Source organism: Pantoea sp. B623, from assembly GCF_024814475.1.
GTDB classification, from domain to species: domain Bacteria; phylum Pseudomonadota; class Gammaproteobacteria; order Enterobacterales; family Enterobacteriaceae; genus Pantoea; species Pantoea ananatis.
In genome coordinates, this window is sequence record NZ_JANUXM010000004.1 from 4084459 (window position 1) to 4103879 (window position 19421).

Annotated in this window: 16 protein-coding genes; all 16 read left to right on the forward strand. The window is 45.6% G+C overall.

The features are described from left to right. The first annotated feature begins 18 nt into the window (after nt 1–18). The 16 genes from NXS97_RS20930 to NXS97_RS21005 all read left to right on the forward strand — a co-directional run bounded on the left by NXS97_RS20930 (nt 19) and on the right by NXS97_RS21005 (nt 19416). On the forward strand, nt 19–1053 hold the full coding sequence (locus NXS97_RS20930; protein ID WP_013026378.1) for a glycosyltransferase family 4 protein: 1035 nt from the start codon (nt 19–21) through the stop codon (nt 1051–1053). A gap of 86 nt (nt 1054–1139) precedes the next feature. After that, nucleotides 1140–3350: a phage tailspike protein gene (locus NXS97_RS20935; RefSeq protein ID WP_259232793.1), complete on the forward strand. Its 2211-nt coding sequence runs from the start codon at nt 1140–1142 to the stop codon at nt 3348–3350. A gap of 150 nt (nt 3351–3500) precedes the next feature. Further along, a complete protein-coding gene (gene wcaK, locus NXS97_RS20940; protein ID WP_259232794.1) occupies nt 3501–4763 on the forward strand; it encodes a colanic acid biosynthesis pyruvyl transferase WcaK in 1263 nt (420 codons plus the stop codon). Nucleotides 4764–4767: 4 nt separating this feature from the next. After that, nucleotides 4768–5991, forward strand: coding sequence for a glycosyltransferase (locus NXS97_RS20945; RefSeq protein WP_014594078.1), 1224 nt, complete (start codon nt 4768–4770; stop codon nt 5989–5991). Next, a complete protein-coding gene (locus tag NXS97_RS20950; RefSeq protein WP_013026374.1) occupies nt 5988–7328 on the forward strand; it encodes a lipopolysaccharide biosynthesis protein in 1341 nt (446 codons plus the stop codon). The genes NXS97_RS20945 and NXS97_RS20950 overlap by 4 nt, the downstream gene beginning before the upstream one ends. A 267-nt stretch (nt 7329–7595) precedes the next feature. Continuing rightward, nucleotides 7596–8492, forward strand: coding sequence for a UTP--glucose-1-phosphate uridylyltransferase GalF (galF, locus tag NXS97_RS20955; RefSeq protein ID WP_014594076.1), 897 nt, complete (start codon nt 7596–7598; stop codon nt 8490–8492). 45 nt (nt 8493–8537) lie between these two features. Beyond that, the gene (galE, locus tag NXS97_RS20960) at nt 8538–9551 is read left to right on the forward strand and encodes a UDP-glucose 4-epimerase GalE (RefSeq protein ID WP_019106525.1); all 1014 of its coding nucleotides are present in this window, start codon (nt 8538–8540) and stop codon (nt 9549–9551) included. 426 nt (nt 9552–9977) lie between these two features. After that, on the forward strand, nt 9978–11057 hold the full coding sequence (rfbB, locus tag NXS97_RS20965; RefSeq protein WP_019106524.1) for a dTDP-glucose 4,6-dehydratase: 1080 nt from the start codon (nt 9978–9980) through the stop codon (nt 11055–11057). Beyond that, nucleotides 11057–11944, forward strand: a complete 888-nt coding sequence (gene rfbD / locus NXS97_RS20970; protein WP_194761318.1) for a dTDP-4-dehydrorhamnose reductase — start codon at nt 11057–11059, stop codon at nt 11942–11944. The genes rfbB and rfbD overlap by 1 nt, the downstream gene beginning before the upstream one ends. A gap of 36 nt (nt 11945–11980) precedes the next feature. Then, the gene (gene rfbA, locus NXS97_RS20975; protein ID WP_029570268.1) at nt 11981–12862 is read left to right on the forward strand and encodes a glucose-1-phosphate thymidylyltransferase RfbA; all 882 of its coding nucleotides are present in this window, start codon (nt 11981–11983) and stop codon (nt 12860–12862) included. Beyond that, nucleotides 12862–13404 carry a dTDP-4-dehydrorhamnose 3,5-epimerase gene (gene rfbC / locus NXS97_RS20980; protein ID WP_019106521.1) on the forward strand — a complete coding sequence of 181 codons (543 nt, stop codon included), beginning with the start codon at nt 12862–12864 and terminating at the stop codon, nt 13402–13404. Before rfbA ends, rfbC begins: the two co-directional genes overlap by 1 nt. A 5-nt stretch (nt 13405–13409) precedes the next feature. Continuing rightward, nucleotides 13410–14207: an ABC transporter permease gene (locus tag NXS97_RS20985; RefSeq protein WP_228525790.1), complete on the forward strand. Its 798-nt coding sequence runs from the start codon at nt 13410–13412 to the stop codon at nt 14205–14207. After that, a complete protein-coding gene (locus tag NXS97_RS20990; protein WP_029570267.1) occupies nt 14197–15522 on the forward strand; it encodes an ABC transporter ATP-binding protein in 1326 nt (441 codons plus the stop codon). Before NXS97_RS20985 ends, NXS97_RS20990 begins: the two co-directional genes overlap by 11 nt. Next, a complete protein-coding gene (locus NXS97_RS20995) occupies nt 15519–16556 on the forward strand; it encodes a class I SAM-dependent methyltransferase (protein WP_019106518.1) in 1038 nt (345 codons plus the stop codon). Before NXS97_RS20990 ends, NXS97_RS20995 begins: the two co-directional genes overlap by 4 nt. Further along, the gene (locus tag NXS97_RS21000) at nt 16553–17872 is read left to right on the forward strand and encodes a glycoside hydrolase family 99-like domain-containing protein (RefSeq protein WP_019106517.1); all 1320 of its coding nucleotides are present in this window, start codon (nt 16553–16555) and stop codon (nt 17870–17872) included. The genes NXS97_RS20995 and NXS97_RS21000 overlap by 4 nt, the downstream gene beginning before the upstream one ends. Then, nucleotides 17869–19416: a rhamnan synthesis F family protein gene (locus NXS97_RS21005; RefSeq protein WP_019106516.1), complete on the forward strand. Its 1548-nt coding sequence runs from the start codon at nt 17869–17871 to the stop codon at nt 19414–19416. Before NXS97_RS21000 ends, NXS97_RS21005 begins: the two co-directional genes overlap by 4 nt. Nucleotides 19417–19421 lie beyond the last annotated feature (5 nt).

Genomic DNA, 19421 nt, shown 5'->3' on the forward strand with positions numbered 1-19421 from the left:
TGAGGTGGATAACGTTTCATGAAAAAAATCGTCCTGGTGATCAAAGACGCTTACTCGTATGCGGGCACCGAAAATATCTGTAACTTTATGTCGGAATGTCTTGGTGATGCACATGAGGTCACCATCTACTCACTGGAGGGGCACGGCGAACCCTTTTACCCTTTCGACAAGGTCAAGCAGATCGTCAGCTTCGAAGGTGAAAGTAACCCCATCAAACGTGCCGTGGCGCGTATTCAGCAGGAAGGCTTCGACACCGTGTTTTTAATCAGCATGGGTCGTCTGAGCGTGATGTTTGCTTTCTGGAACCTGATGACGCTGAAAAAGAAGCGCTTCAAGGCCTATGCCTGTGAGCACGTTGCCATCAACTCCTTCAGTAAACCCATTAAGTTCCTCAAGTTCCTGCTACTGCGCTTCTACGACCGCGTCATTGTCCTGACGGATAAAGATCATCAGGTCTTTCAGCGCTGGCACATCCCCAGTCAGGCCATTCCTAATCCGGTGGTGTACAAATCCTGGCACCGTACCACGCGCCATCGTCAGGCGCTGGCGGTAGGTCGTCTGGACAATCAGAAAGGGTTCGACCTGTTACTGGATATCTGGCGTGACTTTTCCAGAGCGCATCCTGACTGGACGTTGGTGATTGCCGGCGACGGTGAACTGCGCCAGCAACTACAGGATCAGGCAGCCGTGCTGGGCATTACCTCCAGCGTGAATTTCGTCGGTAAGGTCAGCAATATCAACGATTACTACCGCGACAGTGATATGGCGCTGATGACCTCCCGTTATGAAGGTTTGCCGCTGGTGCTGCTGGAAGCCAAATCCTGGTCGCTGCCGGTGGTGGCCTATGACTGTCCGACAGGTCCACAGGAGATTATTAATCACGGCGAAGACGGTTTCCTGGTGCCGATGAACAAGAAAAGCGAATTTCTGGCGCGGATGGAACAACTGGCCAGCGACGATGCACTGTTCTATGCCATGAGCGAAAAAACCCAGCAAACCGCGCTGAAGTTTGACGGTAAACAGATTAAACAAAGCTGGCTGGCGTTGGTGTAAGGGCTGAAGACGCTCACTTTTGATGTGCCTCATGGGACACCTTTTATGGCTGAGTTTACGGCCTTCATGACGACGGGATTAATTGCATGAAAAGAAGAGAAGTCTTGCAAACCGCAGCCTCCGCCCTTGTCGGCGCGCTCTCCGTGAGCACCTTTTCCAGCTACGCGGCCAAAAACACTGGCCTGGCGCTCAAGTCGATTGATGCAAGCGCGGTACCCAAAGGCGATGTTCCGATTCTGACGCCTGAAAATGTCTACGCGATGCCGCCGCAGTTCTGGCAAAACTTCCAGGGAAAACTGTGGATCGGTAAGTCGGGAAGCGATGCCAGCCAGGCGGGTAACCAGATCCCCGTGTTCCTGCGCGATGCCAGCGGCAAGCTGGCCCAAATCACCCAGCCGATTACCCTGAATAAGGGAAATTTTGACCAGTTTGTAAAGGATAATGCGGCGCTGATCGCGAATCCGTCTCACTCTATGGCGCTGGAAGACAGCAACGGGCAGATGGTCTTTAACATCCCGGATGTCAGCCAGCCGGGCCAGGCTGCCTTTAGTCAGCGTCTGGCACAGCCTGCGGGTTATCAGCTAATCGGTGAGATCCCCTCGGTGGACGATCTGCGCAAGACGCGACCGCTGTTTGAAGGCGCGAAGATCAAGCTCAAAAGCTGGCACCCCGGCCTGGAAGTGGGGGGCGGCGAATTCGTCGGCAGTTTCCAGCCGGCGCAGGACGATCAGGGGGTGATTTTCAGCGGCGACGGCTTTCACTGGCGTCGCGTAGTCGATGACTATAACCGACTCTCGCTGTTTGACTTTGGCGCTATCGCCGACGGCAAAACCGACAGTGCGCCCGCGATTAAAGCGATGTACCAGTGGTCGCAGCAGAGCGATCAGCCTATCTGCGTACAGTTCCCTGCGGGCACGTTCTTCGTTTCCGCCTGTAACTTCGGTGAGGAGGAGCGCCGTTTCTTCCGCATCTCCGGTGCGATGGTCAACTTTGGGTATTTCCCGGCGACCAGCATCGTCTCCGACGGCAAATCGCCGTTTGTTTTCGAGGTCAGTGCCCGCTGGGTGGAAATCTCTAACCTGATATTTAACGGCAATACGGATACGCATCCCAATAAGCAGGGATTGTTCCGTAATACCTGCCCGGGCGGACAGTTTTTCCGTGGGGCCTGCCTGCGCTTCAACCAGGTTGGCGGCACCGCGCTCAGCCTGCTGGATACGCTGGATTGTAAGATTGACCAGTGGTACGCCTCAGCCTGTACGGGCGACGTGATTCAGGCCGGCTGGTCTGGTCAGAAAAAGGGGAACTGGGACCACAGTACCGCGATTGAGCTGTCAAACTTTAACGCCCAGCACTGTAAAGGCGGCAAAGTTCTCAACCTGCCGCGCTGCAGCCAGTCGCTGATTCACAACGGCTGGATTGAGCACTGTGATAATCCCGGCGATATCTCAAACGGTCAATGGATTATCGATGCCTTAAGCCTTGAGGACTGCAAGAACCCGCTGATTGCCTGGCACTCCCGCCTGAATACGCGTCAGACCAACCTGCAATCCGGCAGCTGGATTGACAACTCAGAGCAGGGCGATCGTTGGCTAAGCGCCTGGGAAATGGGATCGACCCGCGTTGAGTCCTACGGCGTCGCGATCGATGGCAGCCTGAAATATAACTATCTGACCTCACGCTGGCTGTTGGAAAACAACACCAATCAGGCCGTGTGGTTTGAACTGGGCAATCTTTATTCCCCCACCGTTGGCGACTCGTGGGAAATCGAAATTTTTGGACAGTCGCAGTTCAATAACGGCACGGACGGTGAGCCGCTGATGAACCTCATCAGTGGGAAAAACACCGGCGGCCGGGCGGTTATTCACGTTCAACGTAAGAAAGACCATGCTGAAGCCAGCTGGTCGGCGGAAGGCAGCAGTCCGGTGGTGGATGTGCGCTACGTCGCTAAAACCGATACCGACACGCAGGTTTTCATCAGGCTGGCAGGCTGGACGCCTTCGGCAGCGGTGATGATCAAGAGCACGGCGAAAGATCGCTTTGTCACCGGCCGCTGTGCGCGGGTCGATGCCAAAATGGCGAAGGCTACGCCGGACAGCGGCAGTCATGCCGCGCCGCAGCGCTTTAGCCTGCATAACGGTAAAGCGGGCGTGGGCGCGAATGAGCAGGGGGATTTATTGCTGGCCTCCCGCGCGTTGTCTGATGACAAGGTGGATACCAGCAAACCTGAAGGATTCGTGTCTGTCGTTATTAACGGTAAGCAGGTTGCCTTACCGTATTTTGCGATTAAATCGTAGTCAGAGAGGGCTGCCCTGATACGGCAGCCAACACCAACAGCATCTGGGATGTTGGTGCAGGATTTTTATTTGCTGTTTTTCTCCCTATTCATTTTGCCCGTTTCGGAACTGGGCGGTTGGTAGAATTAGAAAAAATTATTCGGAGTTTTTATGAAGATTTTATTGGTGGGTAACCATACCTGTGGGAATCGTGGGGATGGCGCGATTCTGCGTGGACTGATTGATTCAATTCAGGCCGCGCGCAACGATGTGGATATTGATGTGATAAGCCGTTATCCAACCAGCTCCGGTTATCTGCTTCAGCAACATATTCAGCAGGATAAGCTATTCCTGCACAACAACTCCTCGGGTAAGGGCCTGATTGGCTCTGTTAAACGCAAAGTCGCTAACCGACTGATGCCGAATATCATGATGGCGCATCTGGGCAAGGGTGGACCCTACAAATCCTTCTCCGTGCCGCCACACCTCAAAGCCTTCACGGAAAGTCTGGCGCAGTACGATGCGGTCATTCAGGTGGGCGGTTCATTCTTTGTCGATCTGTATGGCGTGACCCAGTTTGACCATGCGCTCTGCGCGCTACTGGCTAAGAAGCCGCTTTACCTGATTGGCCACTCCGTTGGACCTTTCCAGAACGCCCGCACTAATCAACTGGCCAACTTCGTGTTTGACCGGGTTGACCGCCTTATCTTGCGTGAGTCCGTTAGCCTTGACCTGATGAAGCGCGATGGCGTGACCAGCTCAAAGGTGATGCCCGGTGTGGATACGGCCTTCCTGGTACGTGCCCGTCACGTTGAAAACCCCAGCCACAGTCTGCAGCACTGGCAGAGCGTGATTCGCATCCGCAAAACCATCGCGATTACGGTCCGTGAACTGGCGCCGTTTGATAAGCGTCTGGGCGTCACGCAGCAGGAATACGAAGCCGCCTTTGGTCGCGTGATCAACGCCATGATCGCCAGCGGTTATCAGGTCGTCGCCTTATCTACCTGTACGGGCATCGACAGCTACGCCAAAGATGACCGTATGGTGGCGCTCACTTTGCGCGATCGCGTTGAGCAGCCAGAGCACTACCACGTTGTAATGGATGAATTTAATGACCTCGAATTAGGTGTCCTCCTCAGCGAGTGTCACCTGACCATCGGAACCCGTCTGCACTCTGCCATCATCTCAATGAACTTTGGTACGCCAGCGGTCGCCATCAACTATGAACACAAATCCATGGGCGTCATGAATCAGCTAGGTCTGCCGCAAATGGCTACCGATGTTCAGAGCCTGATGGACGGTTCGCTGATTGATAAAGTTCAGGCTATCCTGGCCGACTACTACACGATCAAGCAAAACGTCGAAACCGCCGTGGCGCATGAAAGGGAAGTAGGTAACAGAATCACTGAAGAGATTCTAAACGTAATAGGATGATGTGATGAAACTGACTTTTTTCACGATGCGTTTCCCGGTTGCCTCTGAAACTTTTGTTCTCAACCAGGTCACTCATTTTATTGATGCCGGTTACGACGTTGAGATTATCTCGGTATTTCCGGGAGACCTGGTCAACCGCCACGGCGCATTTGACGAATATGGTCTGGCGGCAAAGACGCATTACCTGTTACCCGAAGAAAAAATTTCCCTGACGGACAAGCTGGGACAGCGGCTGAAACTGGTTCTGCCCAAAATCACCAAAGTGTCGTTACTCCGTTCCCTTAACGTGCGCCGCTATGGCGCACAGTCCAGTAAGCTGCTGCTGCCGGCGATCGTTGCCAATGCGCGTCAGACCTATGTCGCGGATGTTTTCCTGGTGCATTTCGGCTATGCCGGGGCGCTGGCGAATAAACTGCGTGAACTGGGTATCCTGAAGGGCAAACAGGCAACGGTGTTTCACGGGGCGGATATCTCTCGTCGTCACATCCTCGACGAGCATAAGCAGGATTACCGTAATCTGTTTCAGCAGAGTGAGCTGATGTTGCCCATCAGCCATCTTTGGCAGAACAAGCTGATTGAAATGGGCTGCCCGCCTGAAAAAATTCACGTTACCCGCATGGGAATTGAACCTGAAAAATTCAATTTCCAGCCGCGTGATGCCTTCCATACACCGTTGCGCATTGTTTCCGTTGCCCGTTTGACCGAAAAGAAAGGACTGGATGTGGCGGTGAAAGCCAGCGCCATTCTGAAACAGCGCGGTGGCCAGTTCCAGTACACCATCATCGGCAATGGCGATCAGGATCAGATGATGCGTGACTTTATTGCGCGCGAAGAGATGGACGACTGCGTGACGATGCCGGGTTTCAAACCTCAGGAAGAGATCCGTCAGGCCCTCAACGAAGCCGATATCTTTCTGCTGCCCTCTAAAACGGCCGCAGATGGCGATATGGAAGGCATTCCGGTTGCGCTGATGGAGGCGATGGCGGTAGGGCTGCCAGTGGTATCCACCTTCCACAGCGGCATTCCGGAACTGATCGAAAATAACGTTTCTGGCTGGTTAGTGAAGGAAGATGACGCCGAGGCGCTGGCCGAGACGCTGCTGAAATTGTCAGAAGGCGCGGTGGACGTGGCACCGGTTGTTGCCGCAGCCAGACATAAAGTTGAAACCGAGTTTAATCAGCACATCGCGTATCGCGAGCTGGCACAGATTCTGGAGCAAATGGTTTGAGTGGAATAAAGTCACAGGCGATTTGGTTGTTTGGCAGTACCTGTTTCTCTGCGGTATTACAGGTTGCTCAACTGAGTATTCTCGCCCGTAAACTCGAAACCCATGAGCTGGGGCTGTTGGCGATCATCAACGCTATTTTAGCGGTGGCGGGCGTGCTGCAGGACATGGGCATGAGCAGTTATCTGGTCCATCGCCAGAATATTACCCGACGCGAACAGAGCACCATCTATTGGGTCAACGTCTCGCTCAGCTTATGTACCGGCGTTGTCATGCTGCTGATTGCCTGGCCTGTTGCCTGGTTCTATCATCTGCCGGAACTGGTAGGGTTGATTATGCTGACCAGCCTGAACTTTCTGGTGCTGGGGCATCTTTCGCAATATCAGGCCCACTACATTAAAACCAAACGCATGGTGTCGCTGGCGAAGATCGAAATGGGCACCAAACTGTTTGCCTTCCTGTGCGTAGTGGCGATGCTGGAGTTTACCTCGCTGACGGTGGCCGCCGCGATTCTGGGGCTGTTTATTAACGCCTTTACCCGCATCCTGTGCATGATCGCGCTGGGTGAGAAGTCATGGCGTCCCACATGGGAGTTCGATAAACAGACTTTCTTTAGTGCGATTCGTTACGGTATCTATCAACTGGGTTCGCAGACCATTAACCAGCTTCGTACTCAGGCCGATGCGCTGGTGGTAGGTAAAGTGATGGGGGCAGAAATGCTCGGCGTGTATTCTCTGGCGAAAGAGCTGGTGCTGCAGCCCCTGAAGTTGGTTTCGCCGGTGATTAACCGTCTGGCGCTACCGCGCTTCGCGGAAAAACAGCAGGATCCCGAGCAGTTGAAGAAGCTGTTCCTGAAAGGCACGCTGGTGATTATGCTCTTCAGCAGTGCCATGTACCTTGCTATCGGTATCTTGTCTCCGGTCATCGTACGCATTCTTTATGGTGCGTCTCACGAGCAGGTTTATCATCTTATCCCGCTGATGCTGCTGTTTGGCATGCTGCGTCCGATGGGTGGACTGACCGGTGCCATTTCACAGGCGAATGGCCGAACCAACGTGGAGTTCTACTGGAACATCGTGGCCAGCCTGGTCGTCATGGCCGTGCTTGCGACCACCTTTATCTGGCCAAACGTGCTCTACGTCGCGCTGACGTTGTCGATCTCACAGGTGCTGATTTCAGCGCTGGCGCATCCGTTCTTTATCAAGCCGGTTATTGGTATTCGCTTCATCCCTTATGCCCGACAGTGGGTATCTGTATCGGTTCTGTTTGTGGGGCTGATGCTACTGGTAAATCACTTTGACCTTTTCGTGATGCCAGAATGGTTTGAACAGTGGCTGTGATGCCAATAACAACGGGCGACTCAGGTCGCCCGTTTCTTTTTATGGCTGGCACCAAAAACGGCGACGTCAATTTCTCTGCCGCTCATGTGGTCGGCCTTTACTGTTTGTGTTAACTCAGTTTATGGGGATGTTTACTCTAGGTAAAATCCCGAATTTGTAAGATTTCACAGCGAGTTAGTGTCGGCTTTTCAGATAAAGATTATACTTCCTTTTCCGGTCCATCCGGCATAATTGACGCATGTCTTCACTTCATTAGATGGAATAACTATGACCAAGCTTAAAGCAGTAATCCCGGTTGCGGGTCTCGGTATGCATATGCTTCCGGCGACTAAAGCCATTCCGAAAGAGATGCTGCCTGTCGTGGACAAGCCAATGATTCAATACATCATTGATGAGTGTGTTGCAGCAGGGATCAAAGAGATTGTGCTGGTCACCCATGCGTCCAAGAATGCGGTAGAAAACCACTTCGATACCACCTATGAACTCGAAGCCCTGCTGGAAGCACGCGTTAAACGCCAGCTGCTGAGTGAAGTCCAGTCAATCTGCCCGCCGGGCGTGACCATCATGAACGTGCGTCAGGCGCAGCCACTGGGCCTGGGGCATTCTATTCTCTGCGCGCGTCCTATGATCGGCGATAATCCTTTTGTGGTTGTCCTGCCTGACGTGCTGTTGGACGATTCCACCGCTGACCATTTACGATATAATCTGGCGGCAATGGTTGCGCGTTTTGAAGAGACCGGTCACAGCCAGGTGCTGGCAAAACACCTCACCGACTACGATCTGTCTGAATACTCAGTGATCACGACTGAGCAGCCGCTGGAAAACCCAGGTGATGTCAGCACGATTACTGACTTCGTTGAGAAACCTGAGCACCCGGCCGAGTTAAACTCAGACCTGGCAGCGGTGGGACGCTACGTGCTTTCAGCCGATATCTGGGCTGAGCTGGAGCGTACCGAACCGGGGGCATGGGGCCGTATTCAGTTAACGGATGCTATCGCCAGCCTGAGTAAGAAAAAAACGGTCGATGTCTCACTCATGACGGGTCACAGTTTCGACTGCGGACGTAAAATGGGTTACATGCAGGCATTTGTCTCCTACGGTCTGCGCAATAACGCACAGGGCCGAGACTTCCGCGAAGCGATCGAGAAAATTCTGGCGAAGTAATCAACTATCATTCGCCGCGGCTAACGCGGCAGAAAGGGAGAAGAGATGGCTATTTTGGTAACGGGCGGGGCAGGTTATATCGGCTCCCACACAGTGCTGGCACTGCTTGAGCGCGGTGATGATGTGGTGGTACTTGATAATCTGTGCAATGCCTCGCGTGAGGCCATCAATCGGGTTGAGAAACTCGCCGGCAAGAAAGCAACGTTTATCGAAGGCGACGTTCTTGACCGCGCCTGCCTGCGTGACCTGTTTGCCTCCCACAGCATTTCTGCCGTGATTCACTTCGCCGCTCTTAAAGCGGTGGGTGAATCCACGCGTATGCCTCTGGAATACTACGAAAATAACGTATCCGGTACGGTCGTACTGCTTGAAGAGATGCGCAACGCGGGCGTCTGGAACTTCATTTTTAGTTCTTCCGCTACCGTTTATGGTGCCAATGCCCCGGTGCCTTACGTGGAAACCACACCGATTGGCGGCACAACCAGCCCATATGGCACCTCTAAGCTAATGGTCGAATTTATCATTCGGGATTTCGCCAAAGCTGAGCCGAAGTTCAAAACCATTGCGCTGCGTTACTTTAACCCGGTCGGTGCGCATGAGTCGGGCGAGATTGGCGAAGACCCAACCGGTATCCCTAACAACCTGCTGCCTTACATTGCACAGGTTGCCATCGGTCGTCTGGATAAACTCGGCGTGTTTGGTGGTGACTACGATACGCCAGACGGCACCTGTCTGCGTGACTACATCCATGTCGTTGACCTTGCTGAAGGCCACTTGAAAGCGCTGGACCACCTCGATAAAATTGAAGGCTATAAAGCCTATAACCTGGGTGGTGGGAAAGGCTTCTCTGTGCTGGAAATGATCAAGGCGTTTGAGCAAGCCTCAGGCAAGCCCATTCCGTTTGAAATCAAGCCGCGTCGTGATGGTGATCTTCCGGCATTCTGGGCGGATGCGTCGCTGGCCAACCAGGAACTGGACTGGCGGGTTTCGCGTGGTATCGATGCGATGATGCGCGATACGTGGAACTGGCAGTCGAAGAATCCGGAAGGGTTTGCTTAAAGCTGAAAGGTTTAACGTATTTTAGGCGGACAACCAGTCCGCCTTACTTATCCCCTTTACATCCTCTCTTTGAAACTTTCTTATTGCCTTTTTAAAACCAACAATAAACTATTCTGGCATGTACTTACCAAATATTCGGCTAATAATTGAACTATCACTTAGTTGAAAGGCCATTTTGTTCGTGTTCAGCACACCGCAGTGTTAAAATTCCTCATTAGAAGTAATCTATCTCTTAAAGTATAAATTTGTTTAGACGAGTAGTGCCAAGTAGTTGGTAGACGCACTATTCTACAAGACGTGTTTTTACGTATCAGCGCACTGGGAGCTGCAACCCAAGGGCGGTAGCGTTGTCCTTTTCTGTTACGTTGACTCTTATTAATGTGGGTCGGGATGTCTCGGCCGCTAAGTCAGGAATAGCCTAACTTCATGAAGATTTTAGTTACTGGTGGTGCAGGTTTTATAGGTTCGGCGGTGGTTCGTCATATCATTCAGAGAACTCAAGACGAGGTGGTGAACGTTGATAAACTTACCTATGCAGGCAATCTCGAATCCTTAAAGGGAGTGAGTGACGACCCTCGTTACGCGTTCTGCCATGTGGATATTTGTGACGGAGAGTCTCTTACAAAGGTATTGGAGCAACATCAACCGGATGTAATTATGCATCTGGCGGCTGAAAGCCATGTTGATCGTTCAATCACTGGTCCGGCTGAGTTTGTACAAACTAACGTGGTAGGCACCTATACGTTGCTGGAAGCCAGCCGCCACTACTGGGTGAATTTAACTGGTGCGCGCAAAAATTCCTTTCGTTTCCATCATATTTCCACAGATGAAGTATATGGCGATTTACTACATCCGGATGAAACAACGGGCGAGCTGCCTATGTTTACCGAAACAACGCCATATGCGCCCAGTAGTCCTTACTCATCGACCAAAGCGGCTAGCGACCATCTTGTAAGAGCTTGGGGACGAACTTATGGTTTGCCTGTTGTGGTCACGAACTGTTCAAATAACTATGGTCCTTACCACTTCCCGGAAAAATTGATTCCATTGATCATCAGTAATGCGCTTGAAGGAAAACCACTACCAATTTATGGCAAGGGGGATCAAATCCGCGACTGGCTTTACGTCGAAGACCACGCCCGTGCACTTTACCTTGTTGCAACTCAGGCAAAAATCGGTACCACATATAACATTGGTGGCCATAATGAGAAGCAAAATCTCGAAGTGGTGCATAAAGTATGTGAGCTGCTGGATGAGTTGCGTCCAAAAGATGCGCCATATGCAAACCAGATCACCTATGTTGCAGATCGACCTGGTCATGACCGTCGCTATGCCATTGATGCTTCAAAAATCCAGAATGAGCTAGGCTGGCAGCCGCATGAAAGTTTTGAAACGGGCCTGCGTAAAACCGTTGAATGGTACCTTAACAACCGGGAGTGGGTTGAACACATTAAGAGTGGAGCTTATCAAAACTGGATTGAAAAAAACTACGAGAAGCGTAGCTGATGAAAATTCTGCTCTTAGGTAAAAATGGTCAAGTTGGCTGGGAACTTCAACGCGCGCTTTCACCTATAGGTGAGGTTATCGCGCTAGATCGGCATTCGTTAGATTACTGCGGCGACCTTGCTAATCCTGAAGGCATCTCCAGAACGGTCCGCGATCTGCAACCTAATGTCATTGTTAATGCTGCTGCATACACGGCGGTTGATAAAGCAGAAAGTGACATTGAAAATGCAACCCTGATTAACGCAGTAAGTGTAGAAATTCTTGCACGTGCATCTCGTGAGATTAATGCTTTACTCGTACATTATTCTACGGATTATGTATTTGATGGGAGCGGAGATCGTCCATGGCGCGAAGAGGATATAACAGCACCGCTTAACACCTATGGTGAAACAAAGCGACAGGGCGAAGAGGCCATTATCGCACATGCAGCAAATTATCTGATTTTTCGGACAAGTTGGGTCTACGCGGCGAAAGGAAGTAACTTCGCAAAGACCATGATCCGTTTGGCACTGGAACGTGAAACACTGTCAGTGATTAATGATCAATTTGGTGCACCAACGGGTGCAGAACTCATTGCAGATTGTACCGTACATGCGATCAAAGCTACGCTGTTAAACCCCGAAAAATCGGGGATATATCACATGATAGCTTCCGGCGTTACGACTTGGCATGCTTACGCTGAATTCGTCATTGAATACGTGCGTAATAAAGGGTTACCACTTAGAGTCTCATCTGTGAACGGGGTTGAAACCACTGCATTTCCGACGCCAGCCAAACGTCCCCACAATTCTCGGCTTAATACAGAAAAACTCAGAGACACCTTTGCCATTACGCTACCTGAATGGCAGCAGGGTGTCATGCGTATGCTGGATGAACTATATAGCTGAGCTACATGTGGTTTACAAATACAAAAGGAAAACGTTGTGAAAAATAAAAAAGGTATCATCTTGGCTGGTGGTTCGGGTACGCGCCTGTATCCAGTGACTATGGCAGTGAGCAAACAGTTGCTACCTATCTATGATAAACCTATGATTTATTACCCGCTCAGTACCCTAATGCTGGCCGGGATTCGCGATATTTTGATCATCAGTACGCCGCAAGATACGCCTCGATTTGAAAGTTTGCTGGGGGATGGTTCGCAGTGGGGACTTAGACTTCAGTATGTGGTGCAGGATAGTCCAGATGGTCTTGCTCAAGCCTTTATTTTGGGGGAAGAGTTTATCGGCGACGATAACTGCGCCCTAATTCTGGGCGATAACATTTTCTATGGACACGATCTTCATAAGCAGCTTGAAGATGCATCAGATAAAGAAAAAGGCGCCACTGTCTTTGCCTATCATGTTAACGATCCAGAGCGCTATGGCGTAGTTGAGTTTGACCAAACGGGTAAAGCAATTTCGTTGGTTGAAAAACCGGTTGTACCAAGAAGTAATTATGCCGTAACGGGTCTTTATTTCTACGATAACAGCGTGGTTGAAATGGCAAAAAACTTAAAACCCTCACCTCGTGGCGAACTTGAAATCACCGATATCAATAATCTCTATCTTGAGAAAGGTGAACTCTCCGTCTCCATCATGGGACGCGGGCATGCATGGTTAGACACGGGCACTCATCAGAGTTTAAATGAAGCAAATAACTTCATCCAGACCATTGAAACACGTCAGGGATTGAAGGTGGCTTGCCCGGAAGAAATTTCCTACCGGATGGGATTTATAGATGCCGAACAACTAAAAAAATTAGCTCAACCACTATTAAAAAATGATTATGGTAAATATTTAATGGCATTATATAACGGAAAACTGTAATGAAAATTATTGATACTAAAATTCCGGACGTAAAAATAATTGAGCCATCGGTATTTGGTGACGAGCGCGGCTTTTTTATGGAAACCTGGCAGCAAAAAAAATTCGAGGATTTAGTTTGCAAAAGGAGTTTTGTACAGGATAACCATTCAAAATCTGCAAAAGGTATTTTGAGAGGCTTGCACTATCAGACCGAAAATACGCAAGGTAAGTTAGTTCGCGTAGTTTCAGGTGAGGTCTTTGATGTTGCTGTAGATTTACGTAAATCTTCTGAAACGTTTGGCATGTGGGTAGGTGTTCTGCTCTCAGCTGAAAACAAACTTCAGCTATGGGTACCTGAGGGCTTTGCACATGGGTTTTATGTGACTTCAGAAAGTGCAGAGTTTGTCTATAAATGCACGGATTACTACAATCCACAAGCTGAACATTCATTATTATGGAATGATAAAAAAATTGGAATAACGTGGCCTATTACATCTGAACCGAAGTTATCCTCTAAAGATGCCACGGCTGCGAGCTTTGATGATGCAATCTATTTTGAGTAATGAAAATGCTTAATAAACATATTTTTACTGCGCATCGTCAGTTAATTTATCAAATGACGAAGCGAGAGATTACCAGTCGTTACAGAGGTTCTGCATTAGGTATGCTGTGGTCATTTATTAACCCATTGCTAATGCTCATTGTTTATACATTTGTTTTTTCGGTTGTGTTTAAGGCTAAATGGCCGGGAACAGCCGAGGAATCAAAATCACAATTTGCAATCATCCTTTTTGCGGGGATGATTATTCATGCATTCTATTGTGAAGTGTTGAATTTGTCTTCAGGCAACATTGTTGGAAATTCAAACTATGTAAAAAAAGTTGTTTTCCCACTCGAAATTTTAACGTTGATAACGAGTTTTGCTGCATTATTTAATATGTTTGTGAGTACGCTTGTGCTCTTTTGCATCAATATGATTTTAGGTGACACATTGCACTGGACAATGATATTGAGTCCCGTCGTCGTTTTTCCTCTTTTTATATTGGCTGTAGGTACAGGTTGGTTAGTATCGGCACTTGGTGTATACATTCGAGATATTAGCCAATTTATGGGAGTGTTAACTTCACTGCTTTTGTTCCTTTCTCCTGTTTTTTTCTCTCTGAACTCTTTACCTGCAGAGTTCAGGGGGATAATAGAATTAAACCCTCTGACATTCATTATTGAACAGTTTAGGAAAGTCTTTATTTTTGGTGAACTGCCTAATTTTTTAGGGTTGGCGAATTATACCCTTGTGAGTCTGGTTTTTACTTTTTTTTCATATCGTATTTTTAATAAATTGAGGAAAGGATTTGCTGATGTCCTCTGAACAATTCGCTATCGAAATCGATAATGTAAGTAAGTGTTTTTTTGTTTATAAAAAGCCTGTTGACAGACTTAAGCAATTTTTTTTTCCAAAAGTTGGGTTAAAGAATAAAAAATATTATGATGAATTTTGGGCTGTAAATAAAGTTTCTCTAAAAATCAAGCCTGGTGAAACGGTTGCAATAATCGGTAGAAATGGTTCAGGTAAATCCACTTTATTACAGATGATCTGTGGGACACTTCAGCCAACCTTAGGTGAAATCAAAGTAAAAGGAAAGGTTGCAGCTTTACTTGAACTAGGATCAGGTTTCAATCCAGAGTTTACAGGAAGAGAAAACATTTATCTGAATGCTTCTGTATATGGTTTGACCCGGGATGAGATTGACAAAAAATTTAATAGTATTGTGAGTTTTGCTGATATTGGCGACTTTATTGAACAACCAGTAAAAACATACTCAAGTGGAATGTACGTAAGGCTTGCTTTTGCTGTTATTGCACATGTTGACGCTGATATTTTAGTTATCGATGAAGCTTTGGCTGTTGGTGATGCTGTATTCACACAAAAATGTATGCGCTTTATCCGAGATTTTCAAAAGAATGGAACCTTGCTTTTTGTCAGCCATGATATGTATTCTGTACAAAACTTATGCGAGAAAGCTTTATGGTTAAACAAAGGCAATACATTAAATTACGGCCTATCTAAAGATATTGCAGAAGAATATTTAAAATTTACATTGGAACAAATCTATGGGGAAAGTGCCGTCTTAGAAGATATCGGTGATAAATCTAAGAAAGAGGAGCTCCTGGACACTACTCCCGCCATAGTCGATTACAAGGCTGATTTTAAGATAATCGATAATTTATCTGAGTCCAATGGTTGGAAAACAGGACAGGCTGAAATTACTGGAGTAACATTTAAAAACCTCACGCACGATGATGATATAATGCGTGGAGGTGAGACAGTAAGAGTAACTATCAATGCGATAGCTCATAACGCATTAGATGCTCCGATTTTAGGTTTTTTAGTTAAAGACAAACTAGGACAGTATCTATTTGGTGAAAACACACTTCCAATCACTGGTTCTACGCCTCCAACTTACATCGCAGGGCAAAAATTTTCAGCCTCCTTTGAATTTGTTTTGCCGATGTTGCCTAACGGTGATTACGCTGTGATGTGTTCAGTTGCAAATGGTGATCTAGTTAATAATATACAGCATCATCATTTACATGATGCGCTTTTCATCAAAGTGTTTAACAGCCAGGTACGTTGGGGACTGGTTGGTGTTAAATTTAGTAAAATAAAACTGGAAGCCGAATGAGTAACTCTCTATTTAGATTGTATCAAGAACATAACAAGAAACGTTCTGATAAGTGGGAATTATATATCAACGTATATGATAATATTCTCATGTCAGTTAAAAACGAAATTAAAAGTGTTTTTGAGATTGGTATTCAAAACGGTGGTTCACTCGAAATATGGGATAAATATTTCCCTAACTTAAATTCAATAGTTGGATGCGATATTAATCCTAAATGTGCTGAACTCACCTATGAGGACAGTAAAATCAATGTACTCGTTCAGGATGCTAATCAGCAGTCTACCGTATCATTGATAAAAAAAAGTTTTCCACTTGGTTTAGATTTGATCATCGATGATGGCTCACACACCAGCAAAGATATCATTCTATCCTTTCTCAATTATTTTCCGTTGTTGAATTACGATCGCTTCATGATTATTGAAGATCTGCATTGTAGTTATTGGAAAGATTTTGGTGGTGGACTTTATGATCCGATGTCTTCATTAGCTTTTCTGAAAAAACTAGCGGATTGCATTAATTTTGAACACTGGGGAATGCCATCTAAAAGTAGGAAAGATTTTCTGTCTGAATTTGAAAACTTTTATGGGGTGAGGATAGACGATGACCTCATTTCAGAAATTCACAGTATTACTTTCTATAATTCAATCTGCGTTATTACTAAGAAACCGGCTGAATATAATTATTTAGGTCGTCGTATTATGGCTGGTATAACACAACAAGTTATCAATTTAGATAACGTATCGATGCAAAGTCAGGCGCCAGACCAGTCTGAAAATTTTTGGTCTAATATATATAAATCTCCAGAATCATACTATCCTGATTTGTTGGGGAGAAACTATAATTATTTAAACGAAATAGAAGAGCTTAAAAATTATAACCAATCATTCAAAAAAGAAGAATCGGAATTGAATGCTAAAATTATTTCTCTTGAGAATGAATTAAAAAATGCTAATAGAGAAATTGATAGTATTAAAAGCTCATTCGCATATCGGTTTGCTAATAAATTAAAGTCGTTTGTTGGAATTAAAAAATGAATAATGTTAAACCTCTTGCTTTTTATCTTCCTCAGTTCCATCGTGTGAAAGAAAATGACGATTGGTGGGGGAAAGGATTCACAGAATGGACAAATGTTGCCAGAGCAAAACCTAATTTTAAGGGGCATTATCAGCCTCATGTTCCTGCGGATCTTGGGTTTTATGATCTTAATGATGTTGAAAACATGCGAGATCAAGCTGACTTAGCTCGTGAGCACGGCATACATGGTTTTTGCTTCTATTACTACAGGTTTAAAGACGGGAGGCGTATTTTAGAAAAACCGTTGAATAACTATGTTGAAAGCAATATTGATTTTCCATTTTGTTACTGTTGGGCTAACGAAAACTGGACTAAAACATGGGATGGTTTAGACAAAGAAGTTCTTCTTGAACAAAATCATGGAGCAAAAGACGATGTTGATTTCTTAAATGAATTAATTACTGTCTTTAAAGATAAAAGATATATTAAAGTTGATGGTAAACCAATGCTTTTGGTTTATCGAGCTGATCTGCTGGTCGATTCCATTTCACTCACTAAGAGATGGCGCGAGATAGCAAAAGAAGCGGGTTTCCCAGATTTACATTTATGCGCTGTACAATTTTATGGAATAGATAATCCTTCTGATTATGGCTTCGATGCTGCCGTCGAGTTTCCTCCCCATAAGTTTATTGGACCGGAAAATCGTCCAGATATGGCTGAAGAGATGACTAATCCAGAATTTACGGGGGGGATTGTTGATTATAGAAAAGTAATGAGTCAGGCTATTCGTCGAACTGTACCAGACTATCAATGCTATCGTGGTATTATCCCTTCATGGGATAATACAGCAAGACGTCAGCATACGGGACATATATTTGTTAATGCTTCACCTAGGCTATATCAATTTTGGCTTGCATATTTGGTAGATTATACAAAAAAATATTTCTCAACTGAACAACAATTTGTATTTATAAATGCATGGAACGAATGGGCTGAAGGTGCACATCTTGAGCCTGATTTAAAAAATGGCAGTGCATATCTTGAAGCTACTTTATTTGCGCTCAAAGAGAAAAAAATTGATATCAAAAGCGTAATAATAAATGAAGATCTTTTGGCTTTTTTAACAAAAAATTCTTCAGCAGAAGAAATCCAGATGATAAATGATGCAATACGTTTGTCATATTTTTCACCTGAAAATGTGAAATTAAATAAAAACGTGCTTCAAAACTCATGTGACTTTAGTAACATGAGAGCCCGTGATTACATAAGAATAAACCATCCTCGAGTTCATAAGTTAATTCTTCCAATTTATAAACTGGTAAGAAAATTCAGATGAAAACAATTGCTGTTATTGCTCACTACGATATAAATAGTATTGTTGATGATTATTTATTGATCTTATTTAAAAAATTATTCTTGGTATGCGATAAAGTCGTGGTGGTCACGACGTCTGGAATAGATTTAGAGAGTCGTTCAACACTTAATGCTTTTGGCAATTTAGAAATCATTACACGTGAAAACGTAGGTTACGATTTTTTGAGTTATAAAACTGGAATTAATAGTATATCTGATCTTCACTTGTATGATCGACTTTTGGTTCTAAATGATAGTTTTTATGTTAATGAAAGTTTTAACCTTGAAAATATTCTTCTTGAAAGTGAGAAGAAGGATATTTTTAGTCTTACATCAACAAACCAGTTTAGATTTCATTTGCAAAGTTTTTTCATGGTTTTTAATAAAAAAGCCATATTGTCAAAGTGGTTTTTTAAGTTTTGGCGTGGAGTTTTCACATATAAACGTAAGATGAAAATTATTTTCAATTATGAAATGGGATTGACATCTACGGCTTTACATGAGGGATTAACTGTAGGAAGCGCGGTTAATTTTAATCATAAGGAAAATCCTTGCCATAAAAATGTCGATGAGTTGTTTTCTAAGATCGGTATTGTCAAGGTTGATGTATTAAGAAATAATATATCATATTTTGATATTAATAGATTATATAACTCAAAGTCAATCCAGTCTCATTTGGATAGAACTACATCTGCTTATAGTCAACGCAAATTGGAATATGGAAAAAATATAAAAGCGGGTGATAACTTTTTTGAGTATTCACACACTTCTGATAAGCAGGCGAACATAGCTTTAATTATACATATTTTTTATCCGGATATTTCTTCGGAAATTTTTGAATGTATTAAAAAGATCCCTGAGAATGTAGATGTCTTTATTACTGTGCCTGAAGAGACTTACATTCCTGACATTATTGACTTATTCATGGCAAGCGCTTCTTCACTCTTTATTGCTGTTACTGAAAACAAAGGTAGAGATGTTTATCCTTTTGTTAAAATGATGCAATCTTATGACTTTAAAAAATATACTATGGTTTTAAAGTTACATACTAAAAAGAGTAAATACAGTACATTAGGAGATGTATGGAGAAAAAATATCTATTCTGGCCTTCTTTCTTCTTCTGCTAATTTGAACAAGCTGTGTGGCACCTTTCTTAAAGGCGACGTCGGAATCGCGGCACCATTCAAGGATTACCTCTCAAGTGAGAATTATTGGGGAGCAAATAAAGAGCGTGTTTATACCTACGCTAAGCGCTTGGGAATAAATGATGACAGGGTTAATCTTTTTTTTGTTGGCGGAACGATGTTCTGGTTCAAACCAGATGCATTATATCCTCTTGTTGAACTCATTCATGAGAGTGACTTTGAAGAGGAATTAAATCAACAGGATGGAACTTTTGCTCATGTTTTCGAAAGACTGACTTGTCTGTCAGCCATGAGTAAAGGCTATAAAGTTATAGATATAAATGAATATTTTGAGGTTGATAATTCCATGGTAAAAAATAACGAAGTAATTGTTCTTAAGTGAAGTGC